The sequence below is a fragment of the Capnocytophaga sp. HP1101 genome (genome assembly GCF_054772415.1).
The window spans coordinates 288306-310930 of sequence record NZ_BPUU01000003.1; the positions used below are offsets into that span (position 1 = coordinate 288306).

The window sequence follows — 22625 nt, forward strand, 5'->3', positions numbered from 1 at the left end:
CTTTTTTTGTATGCTGATGTAGCTCAGGGGTAGAGCACTTCCTTGGTAAGGAAGAGGTCACGAGTTCAAATCTCGTCATCAGCTCTCACGTATTTTGTACACACATCAAACACTCATTTATATAACTAAGATTTAAAATTTATTTAAAATGGCAAAAGAAACATTTGATCGTTCCAAACCCCACTTGAATATTGGTACTATTGGACACGTGGATCACGGTAAAACAACTTTGACAGCCGCTATTACTAAAGTATTAGCCGATGCTGGTCTTTCAGAAGTTCGTAGCTTCGATTCAATCGATAACGCTCCAGAAGAAAAAGAACGTGGTATTACCATTAATACCTCTCACGTAGAATACCAAACAGCTACTCGCCACTACGCACACGTAGACTGTCCTGGTCACGCCGACTACGTTAAGAATATGATTACAGGTGCTGCCCAAATGGACGGCGCTATCCTCGTAGTTGCTGCAACTGATGGTCCTATGCCTCAAACTCGTGAGCACATCCTCCTCGGTCGCCAAGTAGGTATCCCTCGTATCGTTGTTTTTATGAACAAAGTTGATATGGTAGATGATCCTGAATTGTTAGAACTCGTTGAACTCGAAATGCGCGAGCTTTTGAGCTCTTACCAATACGATGGTGATAACACTCCTATCATCCAAGGTTCTGCTCTTGGTGCTCTTAACGGCGAAAAGAAATGGGTTGATAGCGTTCTTGCCCTTATGGACGCTGTTGATAAATGGATTGAACTCCCAACTCGTGACATCGATAAACCTTTCTTGATGCCTATCGAAGACGTGTTCACTATCACTGGTCGTGGTACTGTAGCAACAGGTCGTATCGAAACAGGTGTTGCGAAAACAGGTGAAGCTGTTGAAATCATCGGTATGGGTGCTGAAAAATTAACCTCTACTATCACTGGGGTTGAAATGTTCCGCAAAATCCTCGACCGTGGTGAAGCTGGTGACAACGTAGGTTTGTTGCTCCGTGGTATCGACAAAAAAGACATCAAACGTGGTATGGTAATCTGCAGACCAGGTTCTGTAACTCCACACGCTAAATTTAAAGCTGAAGTCTATATCCTTTCTAAAGAAGAAGGTGGTCGTCACACTCCATTCCACAACAACTACCGTCCTCAATTCTACGTACGTACTACCGACGTAACCGGTACTATCCACTTGCAACCAGGTGTTGATATGGTTATGCCAGGTGATAACGTAACTATTGAAGTAGAATTGTTACAACCTATCGCATTGAACGTAGGTCTTCGTTTCGCTATCCGCGAAGGTGGTCGTACCGTAGGTGCAGGTCAAGTAACTGAAATTCTTGACTAATTAACTTGAAGGTTAAGGTTAAATATAATTAATACAAAAAAGTTTTGAGCGTATTTTTCTCTCAAAACTTTTTTAAAATACGGGTGTAGTTCAAGGGTAGAATAGCGGTCTCCAAAACCGTTGATGGGGGTTCGAATCCCTCCACCCGTGCTTTTAACTTCTCAGCTTTGCCAAAAGTGGTAGCCTTTCGTGCTACGACTTTTAGCAAAGTTTTTTGCTTTTCCTTTTACCTGAAATAACATTATTAGTTTTGATGATAAATAAAAAAGTTGTACCTTTGTGGTTTTAAACCAAAAAACATTACCAATGAAACGCATTTACTTCTTTTTTTATGTGCTCCTCCTCGTGAGTTGTAGCAAGAGTTCAGACGATGATAAAACCTTTGTTTTTACGCCTTTGCTCAACAGTTATACTAGTTCTACAGTTTCTATTACTCATCAACAAGAAATCATACACAGTGAAGCCGAATTACAGCATATTGCTAAAATATCGGATATAGAGCACCAACTTACCTCACTTCCTCCTTTTGATTTTAACAACGAACAGTTAGTACTTATTTGGGGAGATATCAAAGGGTCGATGCCTTCACAAATAGAGGTGACTTCAGCTGTAGAATACAACGATTATATAGAAATTACTACCGAGAGCAAAGTAACAGGAGATGCTTTAGCCCTCAGCCGTCCTTTCTGTATTATCAAAACTCCTAAAACACCTAAAAGAATGGTGTTTAAAAGCAATTTCTCTTCTCAAGGAATTATAGGCTCTTAAAACAAAATCATTAAAACACTTGCTTTTTAACGACAGAGTTAATACCTTTGCGGTGCTAATTTATTAACAACTAAATATCAATTAACAACATAAGTGGTCTTAGGTTTTTACCTTTTATCTCTTACCTGTTACCTAAATAAAATGGAAAGAATTGCAAGTTTTTGTATTGACCACCTCAAGCTTGAGCGTGGTATTTACGTATCGCGTAAAGATTATGTAGGCAATGAAGTGCTTACTTCTTTTGATATTCGTATGAAGCTCCCTTATCGCGAGCCAGTATTGGGCAGTCCCGAAATCCACACCATTGAGCACCTTGCGGCTACTTGGTTGCGCAACAATCCCGAGTGGAAGGATAAGATCATCTACTGGGGTCCTATGGGCTGTATGACGGGTAATTACCTCATTCTCGCAGGTGACTATACCTCTAAGGATATCGCTCCCCTCATCACCGAACTTTTTGAGTACATCGCCGATTTTGAAGGCGATATCCCTGGAGCATCGGCATTGGAATGCGGTAATTTCTATAACAACAACCTCCCTATGGCGAAGTATGAGGCTAAGAAATACTTAGAAACTCTACACCATCTCACTGATAAAAATCTCAATTATCCAGAATAAAAACTATAAACAATGAATACACCTGAAAAACTATCCCTCTTGCGCTCGAAAATGCAAGAACACCACATCGACGCTTTCGTGGTATTCAGCGCCGACCCTCACCTCAGCGAATATCTCCCTAAAGAATGGCTCGAACGCGCTTGGCTCTCTGGCTTTACAGGCTCAGCGGGCTTTGTGGTGGTTACCAAAGACAAAGCCGGCTTGTGGACAGACTCGCGTTACTTCGTACAATCGGCTATCGAACTCAAAGGCTCTGGCATCGACCTCTTCAAAGACGGTGTAGAAGGTACACCCGACTATGCCGATTGGCTCGTTTCCGTACTGCCTGCAGGCGCTACTGTTGCTCTCAACGCCTTGGCTACCTCTCACGTAGCGTGGGAAAAACTGCAAGCTACCTTGGCCACTCACAATATTAAATTGGTGCACCAACCCCTCATCGACCTTATCTGGACGAACCGCGAAAAAGACCCTTTGCACCACATTTTTGTTCACCCCGATAAATGGGCAGGTGAAACCGTAACCGAGAAGCTTACCGCTATCCGCCGTGCAATGGCTACTCACCACACTACCCTCCACCTTATCACCGCTTTGGACGATGTAGCGTGGACGCTCAACCTCCGCGGTAGCGATGTGGCTTACAACCCTGTGTTCCTCGGTTATATTGCTCTTACTGAGAGTGAAGCAACCCTTTTCGTCGATAAAGCCAAACTCACTCCTGAAGTGGAAACTCATTTGGCTGCAGCCAAAGTGAACGTGCGCGCTTACGATGAGTTCTACAGCTATTTGGCTACCGTAAAAGGTCAAAAGATACTCCTCGCCCCTAACACCAATCAGGCGATATTTGAAGCGCTTCAAAAAGACAATCAAATTGTACAAGCCCCTGCTCCTGGCAACCTGATGAAAGCCGTGAAGAACGCTACCGAGCTCGAAGGTTTCCGCACCGTAATGGTACGCGATGGGGTGGCAATGGTAAAATTCCTCTATTGGCTCACTCACCAAGTAGGCAAAGAGCCAATGACCGAATACAGCATCGGCAAAAAGCTACGCGACTTCCGCGCCGAAGGTAAAAACTTCGTAGGCGAAAGTTTTGGCAGTATCATTGGTTATCAAGGCAATGGCGCCATTGTACACTACTCAGCCCCCGAACACGGCAGCAGTGAAGTGTTTGCTGAAGGTAGTATCTTGGTAGACTCTGGCGGACAGTATCTCGAAGGTACCACCGATATTACTCGTACTGTTCCGTTAGGTAAAGTGACTCAGCAGTTTATTGACGATAGTACTCTCGTACTCAAAGGAATGATCCAGCTCGCAATGGTACAATTCCCCCGTGGCACCCGCGGCGTACAGCTCGACGCTTATGCCCGTATGGCACTCTGGAAAAACCATAAGGATTACGGTCACGGCACCGGTCACGGTGTAGGTAGCTTTATGAACGTACACGAAGGCCCTCAGAACATCCGCAAAGACCTCAATCCACAAGTGCTCTTAGCCGGTATGGTCTGCTCCGATGAACCAGGGGTATACCTTGAAAATCAATACGGTATTCGTCACGAGAACCTCATTACTGTACGCGAAGTAGCCACCAACGAGTTCGGTACTTTCTATGATTTTGAGACCCTCACCCTTTGTCCGTTTATGCCGTCAGGCATCAATATAGCCTTGCTTACCGATGTAGAGCGCCAATGGCTCAATGCCTACCACAAAACCTGTGAAGAAAAACTCGCTCCCCTCTTGGAAGGCGAAGTAAAAGAATGGTTTTTGACTTTAGTAAAACCGTTGTAGATTCTTCATTTGTTGTACTATTTATAAAAAAGAAAAGGCTATCCAAAGAATATTTGGGTAGTCCTTTTTTTATTATTACGCTTGCTAATTGCTTATTATTTTGTACTTTTGAGCCCAAAATAAAATGAGATGTCAGTAGAAGTTCAACAGCTTACAAAAATATACGGGCAACAAGTCGCTGTCAATGCAATTAGTTTTCAACTTGGAAAAGGCGAGATAACCGGCTTTTTAGGTCCTAATGGTGCAGGGAAATCCACTACTATGAAGATGATTACAGGGGCTCTTACCCCCACCAGTGGCGCAATAACCGTCAATGGTATTGATATGCTAAATAATCCTATTGAAGCGCAAAAAACAATTGGTTATCTGCCTGAACACAATCCCTTGTATACCGAAATGTACGTGCGAGAATACTTGCGCTTTATGGCTGAACTATACCCCAAAGTCCCTTCCGATAGGGTAGAGGAGGTCATTGCGCTTACAGGGCTTTCTTCTGAATGTAATAAAAAAATAGAAGCCCTCTCCAAAGGTTATCGCCAGCGTGTGGGCTTGGCTTCTGCACTCATTCACGACCCCGAGATTCTTATTCTCGACGAGCCTACCACAGGGCTCGATCCTAATCAGTTGGTAGAAATACGCCATATCATTAAAGAATTAGGCAAGCACAAAACTGTCTTGCTCTCTTCTCATATTATGCAAGAAATACAAGCCTTGGCTGACCGTGTAATTGTCTTACACAAAGGCAATATTGTATTGGATAAAAAAATGTCCGAACTGCAAAACAAAGAACAAATTATTGAAGTAGCTTTTGACTTTCGCGTTGAAGAACGCCTTTTGCGCGCTTTGCCTAATCTCCTGTCGGTTCATAACGTCTACGACTTTTTATATCAGTTGCAGTTCGATACCTCAGATGATATGCGCCCCGCTGTGTTCGATTTTGCTAACCAAAATGGCTTAAAGATACTCCAAATTAATCACAAACATAAAGACTTAGAACAAACATTCATTCAACTAACAACTAATAATTAAAAAAGTTGCTTGATTTTTTCAAGCAACTTTTTTTATTGACCATTAGGCATTATTTTCTTCAGAAACACCTCCCTACAGTTATCAGCAATCGTAATGCGCTGTTTGCCAAATATTATTTGGTTGCGCTCCACTACTTCCACTTTGTCTAAGGCTACTATAAACGACCTGTGCACTCGCATAAACCGCTCCGTCGGTAGTTCATCTTCTAATTTCTTCAAACTCATCAGTGTTACAATAGGTTGTGGCTGACTGCTGAGGTATATCTTAACGTAATCCTTTAAACTCTCTATGTACAAAATATCGTCGTACATCACCCTTATTTGCTTGTAATCAGCCTTTACAAACATATAATCCTGCGCTATCTCAAGTGCTTTTTCAGCAGTAGCAGAGGTGCTTAATTGCAGAGCTTTTTGAGCAGTCTCCAAAAACTCAGCATAGTCAAAAGGTTTCAATAAGTACCCAATAGAGTTCACCTTATACCCCTCAATAGCGTATTGGTCAAAAGCCGTAGTAAAAACAATCTTAGTAGAAGCAGGAATCTTTTTAGAAAGCTCAAGCCCTGTAAGCTCAGGCATTTGAATGTCCATATAGATAAGGTCAGGCGCAGTACCTTCATAAAAGAAAGTCAGCACATCAATAGCATTAGTAAATTTGCCCACTAATTTTAAGAAAGGAGTCTTCACCACGTAGCTTTCAAGCAATTGAAGCGCCATAGGCTCATCGTCTACAATAGCACAAGTAAGTTGCATAGGGTCATAAGTATAAAATTCCAACCGCAAAGATACACTTATTTTTCTGTTTCATACCCTTGTAATAATATTTTTCACTATACACGCCTTTTTTCTGTCAATTCTCCTTTCCTGCCCGTGTGGCTCACACCGTCTTTACACATCGCTATAGTTCCCCCTTTTCGAGGCTTGTCGGCAACTGCCGAGTAAGTAAATTAGGAGGAATGTTTTCTCTCCCTTTCCCGTCACTAATTCCCCCTTTGAAGGGGGGTAGAGGGGATGTTTCTTTCGCTTTTTCGTCGCATTTCCCCCTTTTCGAGGGTTGTCGGCAACTGCCGAGTATGTGAATAAGAGGTCTGTTTCTCTCCCTCTCCGTCGCATCTCCCCCTTTGAAGGGGGGTAGGGGGGATGTTTCTCTCTCTTTTCCGTCGCATCTCCCCCTTTGAAGGGGGAAGGGGGGATGTTTTCTTCGTCATTCGTCCCTCGTAATTCGTAATTCGTCGTTAATTCCCCTTTCTTTCGCCTCGAAACCCTGTTTTTGGCATTTTTGGTATTATTGTATTACAGTATTAATCAATCACTTATATACCCTTTGTATAACAATCGTCCAAGATTCGTATAAGCTTCCTATAAGCTTTGTATAAGCTAACCATACTCTTCTCACAGCTCACCTTTTATCTTTTACCTCAAAATTCTCTTCCGAATTCCTTCATTTCCTTCCGATATCCTCAAACCTTTATAGCCTGTCGTGCTACGACCTCACTATCTGAAAAATCTAAATTACCCGAAAAATCCAACTCACCCCAAAAACTATTTCACTTCCTCATTTACTAATTCCCTAATTTTCTAATTTCTCCTGCCCGTGCGGCTCGCACATTTGCTCATTTGCTAATTACTCCCTATCTTTGCACTTTAATTACTCAAAAAACTATGGCAGAAAAACACCATTACAAAGGACTTACCGATGCACAAGTCCTTGAAAACCGTCAAAAATACGGCGAAAACTCCCTCTCATCCGTTGAGGGCGAACCGCTTTGGAAACAATTCTTAGAAAGGTTCACTGACCCCATTATCATCATTCTTCTCGTTGCCCTCGTCTTTTCTTTCGGGGTATCTACCTATGAGTATATGGTGCATAACGAAGGACTCGATGCCTTTTTAGAGCCCGTAGGAATCCTTTTTGCAGTCCTCTTGGCTACAGGTGTCGCTTTTTATTTTGAACATAAAGCTAATAAACAATTCGAAATCCTCAATCAGGTAAACGACGAGATTTACTACAAAGTCATTCGTAACGAGCGTATTACCCAAGTGCTCAAGAACGACATCGTCGTAGGCGATATAGTAATTTTGGAAACCGGTGAAGAAGTACCTGCCGATGGCGAGCTCCTCGAAGCCGTATCAATGCACATCAACGAATCTACCCTTACCGGAGAACCTCTGGTGCACAAAACTACCAATCCAGCCGATTTTGAGGAGGAAGCAACTTACCCATCCAATTATGTATGTCGCGGTACTTCAGTATCCGATGGTCACGGTATCTTTGAAGTGAAAAAGGTAGGCGATGCTACCGAGTACGGCAAAGTGTTTGAAGGCGTACAGATAGATAACACTGTAAAAACCCCACTTAACGAACAGTTAGACAAGCTCGCAAGTATGATTACCAAAATCAGCTACGCCATTGCAATTTTGGTGATTGTAGGTCGCCTTATCCTATATTTTACGCTTCCTGCTCATAACATAAACCAAATCGATTGGATTGATTTTGGTCATTATCTCCTCAATACCGCAATGATTGCTATTACCGTGGTGGTAGTGGCAGTGCCCGAAGGCTTGCCGATGAGCGTGACCCTTAGCTTGGCTTATAGTATGCGCAGTATGATGGCTACCAACAACCTCGTGCGCAAAATGCACGCTTGTGAGACGATGGGGGCTACAACTGTGATTTGTACTGATAAAACAGGTACACTCACCCAAAACCAAATGACCATCTACGAAACCTATTTCAACCGTCTTACAGATGAACAATTAGCTGAAAAAATCATCGCCGAATCAATGGCTGTGAACTCCACCGCTTATCTTGATTTTACTCAAGGCGAAAAACCAAGCGTACTGGGGAATCCTACCGAGGGCGCGCTCTTGTTGTGGCTCTTCGATAAAGGTACGAACTACTTGCCCATTCGCGAAGAGAGCGAAGTGCTAAACCAACTCACTTTCTCTACCGAACGCAAGTATATGGCAACCTTGGTACAATCACCTACACTCGGCAAACCTGTGCTCTACGTAAAAGGAGCTCCTGAAATTGTGATGACCTTCTGTCACGAAGGAGGCAAGTTCCTTTCAGATATTTCTCAAGCTGATTTTGACGCCAAACTCTTGCAATACCAAAACCAAGCGATGCGCACCATCGGTTTTGCCTATAAAGTAATTGATGATCCAAATACAGTCATTTCCGAAAACGGTAAGTTAGTGGTAAACGGCTTAAACTTCATCGGTATCACTGCAATTTCCGATCCCGTGCGTCCTGATGTACCCGCTTCTATTGAAGAGTGTATGCACGCGGGTATTCAAGTGAAAATTGTAACGGGTGATACCCCTGGCACCGCCCGTGAAATCGCCCGCCAAATCCGTTTGTGGGACGACTCTTGTACCGACCGTAATCAAATCACCGGCGTAGAATTTGCCGCTATGAGCGATGCCGAACTCTTAGACCGCATCACCGACCTACGTGTGATTTCGCGTGCCCGTCCGCTCGATAAAGCACGCCTCGTGAACCTGTTGCAACAAAAAGGCGAAGTAGTAGCCGTAACCGGTGATGGTACCAACGATGCACCTGCCCTTAAAGCAGCACAAGTAGGTCTTTCAATGGGCGACGGTACGTCGGTTGCCAAAGAAGCTTCGGATATCACTATTTTAGATAACTCCTTCAGCAGTATCGGCAAAGCGGTAATGTGGGGGCGTTCGCTCTATTTAAATATTCAGCGCTTTATCCTCTTCCAGATGACTATCAATGTGGCAGCGTGTATTATCGTACTCATTGGGGCATTCTTAGGGGTTGAATCACCGCTTACCGTTACTCAAATGCTTTGGGTAAACCTCATTATGGACACCTTTGCAGCCTTAGCTTTAGCTTCGTTACCACCAAGCAATCGCGTGATGAACGACAAACCCCGTGCGCGTGGGGCTAACATCATTACAAAGCCAATGGCAAAAGGTATTTTTGGCGTAGGAGGTTTCTTTGTACTGTTGCTCTTTGGCTTCATTCAGTACTTTAAAAATGAAGATATCATCAGTCTCACTCAATTCTCAATTACTGATTATTTCAGTCATTTCTTTCACTTTGGAGCACCCAAAAACGGGCTATCTGCCTATGAACTCTCTTTGTTCTTCTCAATATTCGTATTCTTGCAATTCTGGAATATGTTCAATGCCAAAGCTTATCGCACAGGCAAGAGCGCTTTTAGTGAGATTGCCAAGAGTCAAGGCTTTATGCTTATCGCCTTAGTTATCATATTAGGGCAAGTATTTATCACTACCTTCGGTGGACAAATGTTTAACGTTACCCCTCTTAAGCTTATCGACTGGGCTATCATCATTGGGGCTACTAGCCTCGTACTCTGGATAGGAGAAATTCTCAGAGCCATAAAAAGAGAAAAATAATAGTCGCTTTTGCGTCACACACTTAGCCAAAGTTTCAAACTTTGGCTAAGTTGAAAAATCTTAACAAAGCACAATACCTAATTATTTAGATATTGTGTTTTTTTATATTAAAACTTTGCTGATTTGCTAATTTTCTCCTATCTTTGCCCCTGTAATAACTTAAATAAAAGAAATAAGAAAGACATTTTACAGTCTTATTATTAGTAACCTTTACTGCTTGCTCCTCTGGTGATGGAGGAGGTATTTTTCAAAAACCTAAAAAAATAATCATTAAAACATCAATATATGAACTTTTTTAAAACTCTCTTAGCCACTATCCTCGGATTCTTTATTTCTATGGGGATATGCTTTATTTTATTCCTCGTCTTCATCTCTATGATGGTAAGCTCAGTGGTAGGTGGTGCCAAAGGCAATGAAGTAACCGTAAAAGACAATTCGGTGCTTGAACTCTCGTTTGACGAACCTCTTACCGACTATAGCGAGCGCGTTACCTTTAAGGATTTCGACTATACTTCCGAATCCTACAACGGCCTCAATACCACTCTTAAAGCTATTGAGAATGCCAAAACTGATAAGCGCATCAAAGGTATTTACCTCAAAAGCTCAGGCAACATCGGCGGATTGGCTTTCGCTCAAGAACTTCGCAAAGCTTTGCAGGATTTTAAATCCTCTGGCAAATTCGTCTTAGCCTATAATGATGAGGTCTCTCAACTCGACTACTACCTCCAAACCGTAGCCGATAAAATTTATATCAGTCAGCTGGGAAGTGTAGCTTTGCGCGGACTTTCGTCTGAAGTACTCTTCTTCAAAGGCCTACAAGAAAAAACGGGTGTACAAATGGAAGTCATTCGCCACGGCAAGTACAAAAGTGCCGTTGAGCCTTTTTTGGATAACAAAATGAGCGACAACAATCGCCAGCAAATCACCGAATTGCTCAATGCTATGTGGAATGTCATTGCTACCGATATTGCCCAAAGTCGCAATATTCCTCTTGAAAAACTCAACGCAATTGCTACTGAAGTAGGGGGTCGCAATGCACAGCTCGCCAAAGACAACGGCCTTATTGACGGCATCCTCTTCCGCGATGAATTTGAGCAAATCATCTGCGACAAAACTGGTAGCAAAAGCATCGACAAGGTTGATTTTATCAATATCGCCGACTATGCCGAAGCTGTCGTAGGCAAAGCAACTACTCATAAAACCAAAGACAAAATCGCGGTCATCTATGCCGATGGCGAAATTATGCAAGGTGAAGGCCGCACCGAAGTAGTAGGCAATGAGACGATTATCCGCGCCCTCCGCAAAGCCGCCGATAATAAAGATATAAAAGCAATCGTACTCCGTATCAACTCCCCTGGTGGCGACGCCTTAGCCTCCGAATTGATGCACCGCGAGATTGAAGTTACCAAAAAGAAGAAAAAAGTATATGTGTCTATGGGTAACTATGCGGCTTCTGGCGGCTACTACATCGCTTGTAATGCCAACCGTATCTTTGCCGAAGCGGGTACTATCACCGGCTCTATAGGCGTGTTCGGGGTGATTCCTAACGTGAATGCCTTGGCTACCAATTGGGGCATCAATGCCGAAACCGTAAGCACTCACCCCAATGCTCAGTGGTACAGCCCTTACCAAAAACCTACCGAACAGTTCAAAAAAGAAATGACCGAATCTATTGAACAAGTATACACGGTGTTCTTAGATCGCGTAGCCAAAGGGCGCAACAAAACCGTTGCTCAAATTGATTCCATCGCACAAGGTCGTGTGTGGAGTGGTAGAGAAGCCCTCACCAAGGGGTTGGTAGATGAACTCGGCTCTCTCAACGATGCTGTTGCCTACGCCGCTAAAGAAAACGGAATCAAGGAATACCGCACCGTTTCTTACCCCACTTTTGAGATGGATTTCAAAACAATGTTCCGCCACTTTGGCGCCAATTTGAGAGGTGAAAGCCTCCGCGATGAGTTAGGCAAAGAAGCGTATGAAGTGTATAGCCAGCTCAAGCGCATTTCTCAAGAGCGTGGTGTACAAGCCCGCTTAGAATACGATGTGAAACTGAAATAGTTACAAACTTTAACACAAGATTAACACCCTAAAACTTGCTTTTTTCATTCTAATAGCGTACATTTGTGCAGTAAAACATCAAAAGACTACTGTTATGAAACGAGCAATGTTTGAATACACCAAGATGATTTTATCAAAGGTAAGCTTTGACCCAAACTTGTTCTATAAAGAACTCAAAAAAGCAATTGACCGCCTCTTGCCCTACGAAGTAGAAGAACTCAAGGTTTGGCTCGATGCCTACACCAAAAATAAGCCCGAACTCACCCACTGCAAGGTGCTTATGGATAAATAATAGAAAGGGTATCCATTTTTGTGGATACCCTTTTTTACTTAAATAACTATGCAATCAGAAAAACAAAAAATGCTCTCGTGGCAATTATACGATGCCAACGATGCTGTACTTACCGCTGAAAGACTTCGGGTAGGCGAGATTTTATGGCAAATCAATCAGCTTTCTGAAACTTTAGCAGAACGACAAAACCTGTTACAACAACTCTTAGGGCACACTAAAGGCAATTTTACCATTCGTACTCCTTTTTATTGTGATTATGGCTATAATATAAGCATTGGAGAGAACTTTTTTGCAAACTTTCACTGCGTAATGCTTGATGCTGCTCCTATTACCATTGGTGATAATGTGCTTATCGCTCCTAATGTATCCCTTTTTACAGCAACCCACCCTTTAGATGTCGTTCAGCGTGTGCAAGGGCTTGAATATGCCTACCCTATTACCATTGGAAACAACGTTTGGATAGGAGGCAATGTAGTGGTTAACCCGGGTGTTACTATTGGCGATAATACCGTCATTGGCTCAGGCAGTGTGGTTACTAAAGACATACCTTCCGATAGCATAGCTTTCGGAAACCCTTGTAGAGTACATCAAAACGTAGATCGCCCTACCTCAAAATCTAAGTTAAACTTTTAATTTCTTATCTCTTATCTTCTACTTCTTACCTGAAAAATGACCATCACCAGTACTCAAAACCCTCTGATAAAGAAAATTGCTCTGCTGAGCGACAAATCACGCGAACGCAAAAAACAAGGTTTGTGCGTGGTAGAAGGTGCACGCGAAATACGCCTCGCCTTGCAAGGAAGCTATACGATCGAAACCTTGCTGTATCAGTCTGATATTTTCACACAAGTACAGTTGCAAGAACTCCTTAGCTACACCTCTCAAAAAATCACCCCTATTGCTATTAGTAAGGAAGTATACGAGAAAATCACCTATCGCAGTTCTACCGAAGGGGTTATCGCCTTAGTGCAAACCAAAGCTCATACTTTAGACATCCTTGCGTTCAAAACCGAGCGTCCCCTGCTATTAGTTGCCGAAGCTCCTGAGAAACCGGGAAATATAGGGGCACTCCTCCGCACCGCTGATGCGGCCGCTATCGATGCGGTGATCATCGCCAACCCTAAAACCGACCTGTACAACCCGAATATCATTCGCTCCAGCGTGGGTTGTGTGTTCACAGTGCCCATCGCTACGGGTACTACCGAAGAGGTGATTCAATTCCTAAAAGAAAAACACATCAACACCTATTGTGCGGCACTCTCAGCCTCGAAATCTTATTACGAAGCCTCTTTTGAGGAAGCCAGCGCCATTGTAGTAGGTACCGAAGATCAAGGACTTACCCAAGAATGGCTCACTCATAGCACCCAGAACATCATCATCCCTATGGAAGGCGTTATCGACTCGATGAACGTATCAGTCGCCGCAGCTGTACTCATCTTTGAAGCAAAGAGACAAAGGGTAAATCTTAATTAGTGAAGTGTTTATACAGAACAAAAAGCCCCACTTAGCTTGCTAAGTGGGGCTTTTTATTCTTATTTGTGTTCGTGAAGTCCACATTCTTTTTTGCTGTTGCTTTCCCACCACCAACGACCTGCGCGGAAGTCTTCACCTTCTTTAATAGCGCGGGTACAAGGGGCGCAACCTATACTTACAAATCCCTTATCGTGTAATACGTTATAAGGGATATTATGCGCTTTGATAAAGGCTTTAGTATCTTCAAACGTCCAGTGAAGGATAGGGTTATATTTAAAAAGCTGATAAGTATCGTCCCATTCGAGTATTGGGAGGTCTTTACGAGCATTACTTTGGTCGGCACGCAAGCCTGTTACCCATACTTTTTTACCTTTAAGAGCACGACTAAGCGGTTCTACCTTCCGAATGTGGCAACACTCTTTACGTAGCTCTACCGACCGGTAAAACGATAGAGGACCATTTTTATGCACATATTCTTCTATATCGTGAGTTTTGGGATAATAAGGCAGAATATGTGTGTTGTAGCGCTCATCGGTGCTTTCCCAAACAGAGTAAGTTTCGTTGAACAAACGCCCCGTGTCTAAGGTAAAAATACTGATAGGGATTTGGTTTGCGAGAATAAGGTGTGTAATAGCTTGGTCTTCTAATCCAAAGCTGGTTGAGAAAACTATCTCACCTGGAAATTGCTCGGCTAAGAAGGCGAGCCCTTCTACTTCAGTTTTTTGTAAGAGAGCGTTATGTAATGTTTCTAATTGTTCTTTCATAATGTTATTTATTGTCGGCAAAAGTGAGGTAAGGCATTATCTCTTTTATAGGCACTTTCACCTCAAAAGGAGTATCTACATAAGGAGCTATCTCAAATGGTTCATAGAACAAAATAAGCGCATCAGCGGCTATACCCATTTGGTTAGGGAGGTGAAATACTCCATCTTCAAAATCGAATTTTTTATCATCTAAAGGAGTGATTGTTGCGTTTTCTTGTGCTTTTTTGAAATAGCGTTTGGCAATTTGAGTTACTTTTTGTTCATCGGTAAAGAGATTTTCATTGGTAATCACCTCACCATTATCGAGTGCAAAATGAGTGAATACTTTAGTTTGTGTAGGTTGTGCTTCGCCAGTAAAAGCATAGCGATTAGATACCAAAGAGAGCATTTTACTGTTTTGCCACATAATGCTATCAGTAGCGATAAACTCGAAGGCGGGGAGTTCAGGGAAGTGCTCGTGAAGTTTGTAGTAATCTTTAGTGAGGCTATCTAAAGCTCTTTCTATACTAATACCTTCTACTTGCAAAGAATCGTTATTAGAAAGGAGAAAGTTAGACAGTTGCAGTGCTATTTCGTCATTAAAGTTCTTGGCAAATTCACTATCACCTTTACAATATAGATAGTTTAGGCTTACTGAGAAGCAGTTATCTTCGCAATTTTCATCACTGCGTTCGAGTGTTTTTTCTTCAAAGCTAATTTTTTGTTTGTAGGTATAGTAGCGGTAAATGCAGTAACCGCTTATTATGATGAATATAAGACCTAAAATAAGGCTTAGTTTTTTCTTGTTCATATTTAATTATTTTTATATCTTACTTTCCCTTTGGTATGAAGAATATTAATTATATAAATCCTTTCTTTTCGGAGTTTTAGCATTTCAACTTTGGTAAAGTTACAGCACAATTAATCATTTACAATTAACTGTTAATTATTATTTACATAAATGTTTCGGCATACCATTGCTGAAAGGTTGATTTGTTTATCGTTTACTAATAGGGTCATAGAATCATCAAAAGGTTCTTTGCTGAGTACTTCTATTTCGTCACCCAAAGCTATATTCATTTTGTTGAGGTAAACGAGGAATTCTTTAGAGGTATTTTTGACGGCTACACACACGCCTTTGTCGCCTTGTTTGAGTTCGCTTAATAGGGTTTGAATAGTATTAGTGAAAACGCCTTTTTTATCAGGGATTGGGTCGCCGTGGGGGTCTTTCTTAGGGAATCCGAGGAAAGCATCGAGGCGTTCTATGAGTTTTTCTGACTGTATGTGTTCTAACTCTTCGGCTATTTCGTGCACTTCGTCCCACGAGAAATTGAGTTTTTCGACTAAGAAGACTTCCCACAAACGGTGTTTGCGAATGATAGCAATAGCCTTCTGAGTTCCTTTTTTAGTGAGCGTTACCCCTTGATATTTCACATAGTTGATGAGTTGCTTATCGGCTAACCTTTTAAGCATATCGGTTACTGAAGAGGCTTTGGTGTTCATCACTTCGGCGATTGCATTGGTGTTCACCTCTTCTTTTTTTTCGTCATAAAGGTGAAAGATAGCTTTTAAGTGGTTTTCTTCAGATAAGGTCATATTACTTTGTTTTTAAGAGAAAAACCGCCTTTTACAGCGGTTCTATTAACTAATTCATCAACTATTTTCTAATTCGGTGAATAGAGCTTTGAGCTCGGTAGCGTCGTGCGGGCTCAGTTTGCCTGCGAGCACAAGGCTGAGTTGGCGACGTTGTAGCGCTCCGTTGTAACGTTCTTTTTCGAGCTGGGTTTCTGGCTCAAGCTCAGGTACTTTCACAGGGCGACCGTTTTCGTCTACTGCTACGAAAGAGTAAATAGCTTCGGTAGCTTTGGTGCGTTCGCCGTAGGTATTTTCCATCCACACATCGATATAGACTTCCATAGAGGTTGAAAAAGCGCGTGAAATGGCGGCTTCTACCGTTACGATGCTACCTATACGTATGCTGTGAGTGAAAGCCACGTGGTTTACTGATACGGTAACGGTTGAACGCCCAGAGTGGCGTTGTGAGGCGATACTTGCGGCTCTATCCATACGGGCGAGCAGTTCACCTCCGAATAGAGCGTTGAGATGATTGGTTTCGCCTGGGAGCACAAGGTCGGTGAGTACAGTACGTGAGTCAGAAGGTTTTTTCTTGTGTATCATCATTTTTTAGGGTTGAGTGAGTATCCAGCCGCCGTCGAGCTTTTTCTCTTCTTTAGAGGCTTGTACTTCTTTTTGTTGTAGTTTGGCTTCGTCCATAGAGTCGAAACCGCCATAGCTTACTTGGTAAAGACCTCTGGCGTTTGTCCCTAATACGAAAGCGTTTCTGTAGCCTAATTTCTGGAGTTGTTTCACTCGGGTTTCAGCGTTTCTCTCGTCTTTAAAAGCGCCTGCAATTACTTGGTATTTTTTAGCTGCCATTGCTGAATTTGTACGCACAGGGGTAGAGGCTACGCCTGAGGTATTGGTATGAGCGGGCTTAGGTGCTGTAGTGGTTTGTGCAGGCTTAGGAGCTGTGTTAGTTTGCGCTGGTTTAGGCGTAGTGGCAACTTGCGCAGGTGTATTAGCGGGCTTGGTTGTAGTTACCGCGGTGCTTTGATTAGGGGTTTGCGCAGGCTGTGTTTGCTGAGGTTTAGGTTGCTCAGGTTTTACTTGTTCGGGTTTTTTAGCCTTTACTTTTTCTACTTGCAAGGGGATTGCAGGAATGGTAATAGGTGGGGTGAACACAGCAGCTTCGCTGAGTTTTTGGTTCAGACGTTCTTGCACCAAACTATCGGTAACTACAAATTGATCTTCGCCATTGCCTTCGTTTACTACTGTTTCGCCAAAGAGCAGGTAAGCTCCATAAGCTAAAATAGCTAAACCTACTGAGGCTACTGCTGTATATTTTACATACGGCATTATTTTAGCGGGTTTCTTTTCTTTAGGAGGTGGTGGGGTAGAGCCTCTTCTGTGCGTCTTAGGAGCGTTAGTTACTACAGGGGCAGTTACTTGGCTCACAGGGCTTTCAGGAGGAGTTACCACAGCGTCTTCTTCTGGGGGAAGATTAGGAACGCCTGTATCGGTGCTTGGGTGCTCGAGGGTAGGGCGGACTTGATTTTCTTCTATTTTCAAATCGGAAGCGGTTACTTCGTGAGGTACGAAAGGAGCCATACCGAAGGAATCGGTAAGGAAATTCACGTCGTCAGCGGCTTCAAAAGAGATACGACCTTCGCCTACCAACTTGAGAGTACCGATTTTTTCAAGGTTTAAGGCTTGGTCTTGTTGCAAGATGCGTTTCCACCCTTCAACGGCTAAGTTTACGTAATCTTCGACCAAGTTATATTCGATGCCTGTTTGTTCGGATATATACTTGATGAGCAAGCCGTCGTTAGAGGTGAGGCTTGGGTTAAAACTGAGCTCTCGTTTAGGAGGGTCGAAAGTTTTATCATCAGCCATTTGGGCTGATTTTCTATTAGATATAAATGCTCCAAACTTAGGGATAATCACGCATTGGTGTTTGTAGAGCAATTCTTCGATGTATACATTTAGGTCTTTCATAATTCCGGTATTTTAAGTTATTAAAATGATGGATTTGCCTTTTGAAACAACAAAGGTACGATAATTTTTTATATCGACCAAGTTTTTTGATAAAAAAGTGGTCTTGCCAAGAATCGAACTTGGATCAAAAGTTTAGGAAACTTCTATTCTATCCGTTGAACTACAAGACCTGAGTGTAATTTTTTGCAAAGGTACTACTTTTTTTGAAACTACGAAAAATTGTGATAAAAATAGTTTTTGGAGGTGCGAGCCGCACGGGCAAGTGTGAGCCACACGGGCGTTAATGGGGAGATTGGTTAGACTTGCTTGGACGAGTGGGACAAGTCGGACATTTCAGACTTGTTGGAGAAAATCTGGGAAACTCTGAGGATTTCAGAGGAGAGATGAGAGGGAAAGATATCGGAGGGATTCGGAAGGGAGGTAGAGGTAATTTTAGTGAGAAAAGACTATTGGGAGGGTATGGTTAGCTTATACAAAGCTTATAGGAACCTTATACGAATCTTGGACGATTGTTATACAAAGGGTGTATAAGTAATTGATTTATACTGTAATACAATAATGCTAAAAATGCCAAAAATAGGGTTTCGAGGCGAAAGAAAGGGAAGAGGCAATAGGCATTAGGCCATAGGCAATAGGAGAAAATGGACGAGGGACGAGGGACGAATGACGAAGAAAACATCCCCCTAGCCCCCCTCAAGGGGGGAATTAGTGACGGAAAAATGGGAGAAACCTCCCCCTAATTCACTTACTCCGCTGGCGCGGACTACTTTCAAAGGGGGAGATGCGATGGAGAGGTGGAAAATTAGAGCAATGGGCAATAGGGTTGTGACGGTCATTATTGTTGTGTAAATATCTTTTTAATGCTGTATAAACATCCCCCCTGCCCCCTTCAAAGGGGGAGATGCGACGGAAAAGCGAAAGAAACATTTTCCCCTATTCACATACTCTGCTGGCGCAGACTACCTTCAAAGGGGGAATGTAGTGACGAAAAAACGAAAGAAACATCCCCCCTGCCCCCCTCAAGGGGGGAGATGCGATGGAGAGGATGAGAGAAAATCTCTCCATATTCACATACTCTGCTCTCGCGGACTTCCCTCAAAGGGGGAATGTAGCGATGGGAGAATGAGGTGTAGTTGAATAAGAACTTTATCATTTTAAGCTTTGTTTTGTATTCATATTCAAAATTTCATTTATCTTTGCGCTTTAAAAAATAAGAATAAAATGGAATTTCTTTTTACTGCTGATGCCCTTGTGGCGCTTATTACTCTTACGTTCCTCGAGATTGTATTGGGGATTGACAATGTGATATTTATCTCTATCGTTACGGGTAAATTGCCGGAACATCAACGCAAGAAGGCTACACGCTTAGGATTGTTTTTAGCGATGTTTATGCGTATTGCGCTCTTGTTGGGTATTTCGTTTCTCATTAGGTTGAAAGACCCGCTTATTAGCTTTAACTGGGGGTGGTTTTCGGCACACTTCAACGGACAGGCACTTATACTGCTTGCTGGGGGTATTTTCTTGCTTTATAAATCGACGAAGGAAATTCACGCGAAGGTGAATCATATAGAGCACGTTACGCACTCGGAGAATCCTGAGGGGCGACAACACGCTTCGTTCGGGGGTACTATTCTGCAAATACTACTGATAGACCTTATTTTCTCGGTGGATAGTATTCTTACGGCGGTGGGTATGACCAACGGGCTTAATGGGGCGATTTATATAATGATTATAGCGGTGGTGCTTTCGGTAGCGATAATGATGCTTTTTGCTAACCCTGTGGGCAATTTTGTAAACCGGAATCCTTCGATTCAGATATTGGCACTTTCGTTCTTGATACTTATTGGATTTATGCTTATTACTGAGAGTATGCACCTATCGGAAGCGGTATTGGCGGGACAGACTGTAGGCGCTGTGCCTAAGGGATATTTGTACTTTGCGATAGCGTTTTCATTGGGGGTAGAGTTCTTAAATATGAAGATGAGGAAAGGTACGCCTCACCAATAGATATTGACATCTAAAATGAGACAGTTTTTATTACTCTTTTTGCTGATAGCAACCCCTGCTTTGGCACAACAAAATAAAACCATACACGTGCTGGTAGCACTTTGCGACAACAAATACCAAGGAATTGTGCCTGTGCCTAAAGGCATAGGCAACGGGCAAGATGCTGATAGTAACCTGTACTGGGGGTGCGGTTATGGAGTACGCACTTACTTCAAGCGCAGTAAAGAATGGAAGTTTATGAAATCGGAAAAGCCTTATAGCGATATCATCTTGGAACGGGTTACTTTTAAGCACGCTACTAAGGACTATACGCTTATTGCTGATGCTTACGACGGTAAGTATATCAAGACTTGCACGGAAGATTTTCTAAAAAGCGCTACGGGTGGCAATGCCGATTTAGTAGCGTATGTGGGGCACGATGGGCTGATGGACTTTCAGCTAAATACCACTTATAAAAACACTGATGGCAAGACGCGTGATATAATTATTTTAGCCTGCTATAGTAAACGTTTTTTTACGCCCTACTTGCAACAAGCAAAGGTAAATCCGCTTGTTTGGACATCGGGTTTAATGGCTGCTGAAGCTTATACGCTACACGATGCACTTACGGGCTATGTGAATGGCGAAAGCAATGAACAAATACGCACACGTGCTGCTAAAGCTTATGCCAAATACCAAAAATGTAGTGAAAAAGCCGCTAAGAACTTGTTTTGTAAATGATATGAATTAGTTGTTAGCGGGCGACACTTTACTAACACATAGCAGTATGGAAAACATCAAAAAACTATACCACTTAACGCCTAAAAGCTGTAAAGGCTTTTCAGAAACTCAACTCTTAGAAGCTGAAAAACGCTTGAACATCACCTTGCCTAAGGTATTTTGCGGCTATTATTTACAGTTGGGTGCTACCCAAAGCGTAAACCAATCGTTTAACTCTTTGGCTACACCTGAGCAGTTGTACTTTGCAGGCGACTATCTGTGCTTTTGTGAAGAAAATCAAGGGGTAGTACTATGGGCAATTCACAAAGACGATTTACCAACTGACAACCCGCCTGTGTGGGGTAATTACGGCTCAGAAACCGAGCCCGATTGGGTACAGGAAACAGCTACACTCTCTGATTTTTGGCTTTATATGGCTATCTACAACGGTGTAATGGGAGGTCTGCGTTACAACGCGAATGCTATGGGTGGTTGGCAGATGGAAAACTTTGAAGTCCCTGCAAAAGCCGTTGCTTATATAGAAGAGCGCTACACTGAGCTCACGGAAATTAGTTGGCAGGGACAACGCACTTTTAGCGATAAAGATTTCAGCATTGTAATAACGCTTTCCATACATCTCAAAACCTCAAAACCTACTGCTATTTTTGTAGGAACGACTCAGAAAACACTTTTTGACAAGTTTTTAGAAGCAACAAAGAACTTAGGGTTGCAATGGGATTACACTTCGTATGAAGAGTAGTACGGCAGGTAAAGAGATATCAATTACCTTAAAAGGCTATCTTTTACTGAGGTTTATTACAAGAACACAAGCAATGCTATTGCCAAGAGAAAACAGAAGAAATACAGCTAATATGCCTATTAGTAAATTTGCTAATTAGCAGATTATACTATTTATTTATAATGTTATTTTATACTAAATTACTAATTTTTCAATACTTAGTTCTTCTGCAAAAATATCTATATATCCTTCTTTGTCAATGAGTACTATTTGCCAATGCTGGTGTTTTTCTACTTCCTCTCTACAAAAAACAGACTTGATATACATACTATCTCCTGAATAATGGCGAGGATAAACTGATTGTTCTCCTACTTCTATTTTAATATTGAAACTACTTGTATTGCTAAAAACCAATTTATACTGCTCTAAATGAGACCGTAATTTACTTACTATTATTACCAAATCCTGCGAACGCTCTACATTTTCTGCATCAAAATCAAAGTAAATAACCTGAATCTTTGCATCAGGTAAAAGGTTTATAAAATTTTCTAAGATCATCATTTCGTATAATTATAAGGCAAAGATAGTAATAATTTGCTAATTTGCTAATTTTTACTTACCTTTGTCCCATTCTAACACCCTAAGCAAATGCACACCCTAAGAAAAGAACTACGCCCCGATTTCGTAACCGCCGAAAGGCTGTACCCGCTTGTACTCAAACGCCTGCAAGACTATGAAACCTTTTGGGATGCCCAAGCTGATGACACTCCCGAAGAAGTGTTTGACAAAGAGTACAAAGCAATGGAAACCTACCTCAGTGAGCTCACTGGCAAAGATCTTTCCGACACTTGGTTATGGGAATGGTGGGAAAGCAATGGCATTGAAGCTTTTGCCTTTGATTTAGCGATACCCGACCCCGTAAAGCACAACGACCTCTCCCGTGAAGATATAGAAGCTATCGTACGCATTATCATCAACAACGAGTTTGACTGCGAAACCGACTTCCAGCGCAAGTTTATGCCTTATATGTTCTATGCACATCAATACTTTTATCAATTTTTAGCCTTGAACTGTCCGCATTTTAACCCTGATGTATTCAATACCACTAAGGACAAAGCTGGCAACTATCACTAGCCCACTG

At 42.3% G+C, this 22625-nt stretch carries 21 protein-coding genes and 3 tRNA genes; 16 read left to right on the plus strand and 8 right to left on the minus strand.

Annotated features, from left to right (window positions below):
* The first annotated feature begins 12 nt into the window (after positions 1-12).
* The 7 genes from RCZ04_RS02390 (at position 13) to gldA (ending at position 5533) form a co-directional block, all read left to right on the plus strand.
* A tRNA-Thr gene (locus tag RCZ04_RS02390) sits at positions 13-84 on the plus strand.
* Between the two features lie 64 nt (positions 85-148).
* Positions 149-1336, plus strand: a complete 1188-nt coding sequence (gene tuf, locus RCZ04_RS02395) for an elongation factor Tu (protein WP_460484344.1) — start codon at positions 149-151, stop codon at positions 1334-1336.
* 79 nt (positions 1337-1415) lie between these two features.
* Positions 1416-1486 (plus strand) — tRNA-Trp (locus RCZ04_RS02400).
* Positions 1487-1642: 156 nt separating this feature from the next.
* Positions 1643-2104, plus strand: a complete 462-nt coding sequence (locus tag RCZ04_RS02405) for a hypothetical protein (RefSeq protein WP_460484345.1) — start codon at positions 1643-1645, stop codon at positions 2102-2104.
* A 141-nt stretch (positions 2105-2245) separates the two neighbouring features.
* Positions 2246-2722 (plus strand): S-ribosylhomocysteine lyase, encoded by a 477-nt coding sequence (locus RCZ04_RS02410; RefSeq protein WP_460484346.1) that lies wholly within the window; start codon positions 2246-2248, stop codon positions 2720-2722.
* A 12-nt stretch (positions 2723-2734) separates the two neighbouring features.
* Entirely contained in the window at positions 2735-4504 is a 1770-nt protein-coding gene (locus RCZ04_RS02415) for an aminopeptidase P family protein (RefSeq protein WP_460484348.1), read from the plus strand.
* 129 nt (positions 4505-4633) lie between these two features.
* On the plus strand, positions 4634-5533 hold the full coding sequence (gldA, locus tag RCZ04_RS02420) for a gliding motility-associated ABC transporter ATP-binding protein (RefSeq protein WP_460484350.1): 900 nt from the start codon (positions 4634-4636) through the stop codon (positions 5531-5533).
* A 32-nt stretch (positions 5534-5565) separates the two neighbouring features.
* Here gldA and RCZ04_RS02425 read toward each other — a convergent pair whose 3' ends face one another.
* A complete protein-coding gene (locus tag RCZ04_RS02425; RefSeq protein ID WP_460484352.1) occupies positions 5566-6282 on the minus strand; it encodes a LytR/AlgR family response regulator transcription factor in 717 nt (238 codons plus the stop codon).
* Between the two features lie 909 nt (positions 6283-7191).
* Between RCZ04_RS02425 and RCZ04_RS02430 the strand changes: the two genes are divergently transcribed.
* The 5 genes from RCZ04_RS02430 to RCZ04_RS02450 all read left to right on the plus strand — a co-directional run bounded on the left by RCZ04_RS02430 (position 7192) and on the right by RCZ04_RS02450 (position 13741).
* Positions 7192-9918 (plus strand): cation-translocating P-type ATPase, encoded by a 2727-nt coding sequence (locus RCZ04_RS02430; protein ID WP_460484353.1) that lies wholly within the window; start codon positions 7192-7194, stop codon positions 9916-9918.
* Between the two features lie 285 nt (positions 9919-10203).
* Positions 10204-11976, plus strand: a complete 1773-nt coding sequence (gene sppA, locus RCZ04_RS02435; protein ID WP_460484354.1) for a signal peptide peptidase SppA — start codon at positions 10204-10206, stop codon at positions 11974-11976.
* A gap of 94 nt (positions 11977-12070) precedes the next feature.
* Positions 12071-12268: a hypothetical protein gene (locus RCZ04_RS02440; protein ID WP_460484355.1), complete on the plus strand. Its 198-nt coding sequence runs from the start codon at positions 12071-12073 to the stop codon at positions 12266-12268.
* Positions 12269-12316: 48 nt separating this feature from the next.
* Entirely contained in the window at positions 12317-12901 is a 585-nt protein-coding gene (locus RCZ04_RS02445) for a sugar O-acetyltransferase (protein WP_460484356.1), read from the plus strand.
* Between the two features lie 36 nt (positions 12902-12937).
* The gene (locus RCZ04_RS02450) at positions 12938-13741 is read left to right on the plus strand and encodes a TrmH family RNA methyltransferase (protein ID WP_460484357.1); all 804 of its coding nucleotides are present in this window, start codon (positions 12938-12940) and stop codon (positions 13739-13741) included.
* Between the two features lie 59 nt (positions 13742-13800).
* On the opposite strand, the gene RCZ04_RS02455 is transcribed toward RCZ04_RS02450, so the two are convergent.
* The 6 genes from RCZ04_RS02455 to RCZ04_RS02480 form a co-directional block, all read right to left on the minus strand.
* On the minus strand, positions 13801-14505 hold the full coding sequence (locus tag RCZ04_RS02455) for an adenylyl/phosphoadenylyl-sulfate reductase (protein ID WP_460484359.1): 705 nt from the start codon (positions 14503-14505) through the stop codon (positions 13801-13803).
* Between the two features lie 4 nt (positions 14506-14509).
* Positions 14510-15295: a DUF3298 and DUF4163 domain-containing protein gene (locus tag RCZ04_RS02460; protein WP_460484360.1), complete on the minus strand. Its 786-nt coding sequence runs from the start codon at positions 15293-15295 to the stop codon at positions 14510-14512.
* A 131-nt stretch (positions 15296-15426) separates the two neighbouring features.
* Complete coding sequence (locus RCZ04_RS02465) at positions 15427-16080, minus strand: metal-dependent transcriptional regulator (protein WP_460484361.1); 654 nt, start codon at positions 16078-16080, stop codon at positions 15427-15429.
* 57 nt (positions 16081-16137) lie between these two features.
* Positions 16138-16665 carry an acyl-CoA thioesterase gene (locus RCZ04_RS02470; RefSeq protein ID WP_460484362.1) on the minus strand — a complete coding sequence of 176 codons (528 nt, stop codon included), beginning with the start codon at positions 16663-16665 and terminating at the stop codon, positions 16138-16140.
* Positions 16666-16668: 3 nt separating this feature from the next.
* A complete protein-coding gene (locus tag RCZ04_RS02475; RefSeq protein ID WP_460484363.1) occupies positions 16669-18039 on the minus strand; it encodes an HU domain-containing protein in 1371 nt (456 codons plus the stop codon).
* 98 nt (positions 18040-18137) lie between these two features.
* Positions 18138-18209: transfer RNA gene (locus RCZ04_RS02480), tRNA-Arg, on the minus strand.
* A 1051-nt stretch (positions 18210-19260) separates the two neighbouring features.
* Between RCZ04_RS02480 and RCZ04_RS02485 the strand changes: the two genes are divergently transcribed.
* The 3 genes from RCZ04_RS02485 to RCZ04_RS02495 are packed head-to-tail and all read left to right on the plus strand — an operon-like array spanning position 19261 to position 21505.
* Positions 19261-20046: a TerC family protein gene (locus tag RCZ04_RS02485; RefSeq protein ID WP_460484364.1), complete on the plus strand. Its 786-nt coding sequence runs from the start codon at positions 19261-19263 to the stop codon at positions 20044-20046.
* A 15-nt stretch (positions 20047-20061) separates the two neighbouring features.
* Entirely contained in the window at positions 20062-20766 is a 705-nt protein-coding gene (locus RCZ04_RS02490; protein WP_460484365.1) for a hypothetical protein, read from the plus strand.
* A 46-nt stretch (positions 20767-20812) separates the two neighbouring features.
* Positions 20813-21505 (plus strand): SMI1/KNR4 family protein, encoded by a 693-nt coding sequence (locus RCZ04_RS02495; RefSeq protein ID WP_460484366.1) that lies wholly within the window; start codon positions 20813-20815, stop codon positions 21503-21505.
* A 174-nt stretch (positions 21506-21679) separates the two neighbouring features.
* Here RCZ04_RS02495 and RCZ04_RS02500 read toward each other — a convergent pair whose 3' ends face one another.
* Positions 21680-22045, minus strand: a complete 366-nt coding sequence (locus RCZ04_RS02500; protein WP_460484368.1) for a hypothetical protein — start codon at positions 22043-22045, stop codon at positions 21680-21682.
* An 87-nt stretch (positions 22046-22132) separates the two neighbouring features.
* Here RCZ04_RS02500 and RCZ04_RS02505 point away from each other — a divergent pair, with 87 nt between their 5' ends.
* Positions 22133-22618: a hypothetical protein gene (locus tag RCZ04_RS02505; RefSeq protein ID WP_460484370.1), complete on the plus strand. Its 486-nt coding sequence runs from the start codon at positions 22133-22135 to the stop codon at positions 22616-22618.
* The last annotated feature ends 7 nt before the right edge of the window (positions 22619-22625 follow it).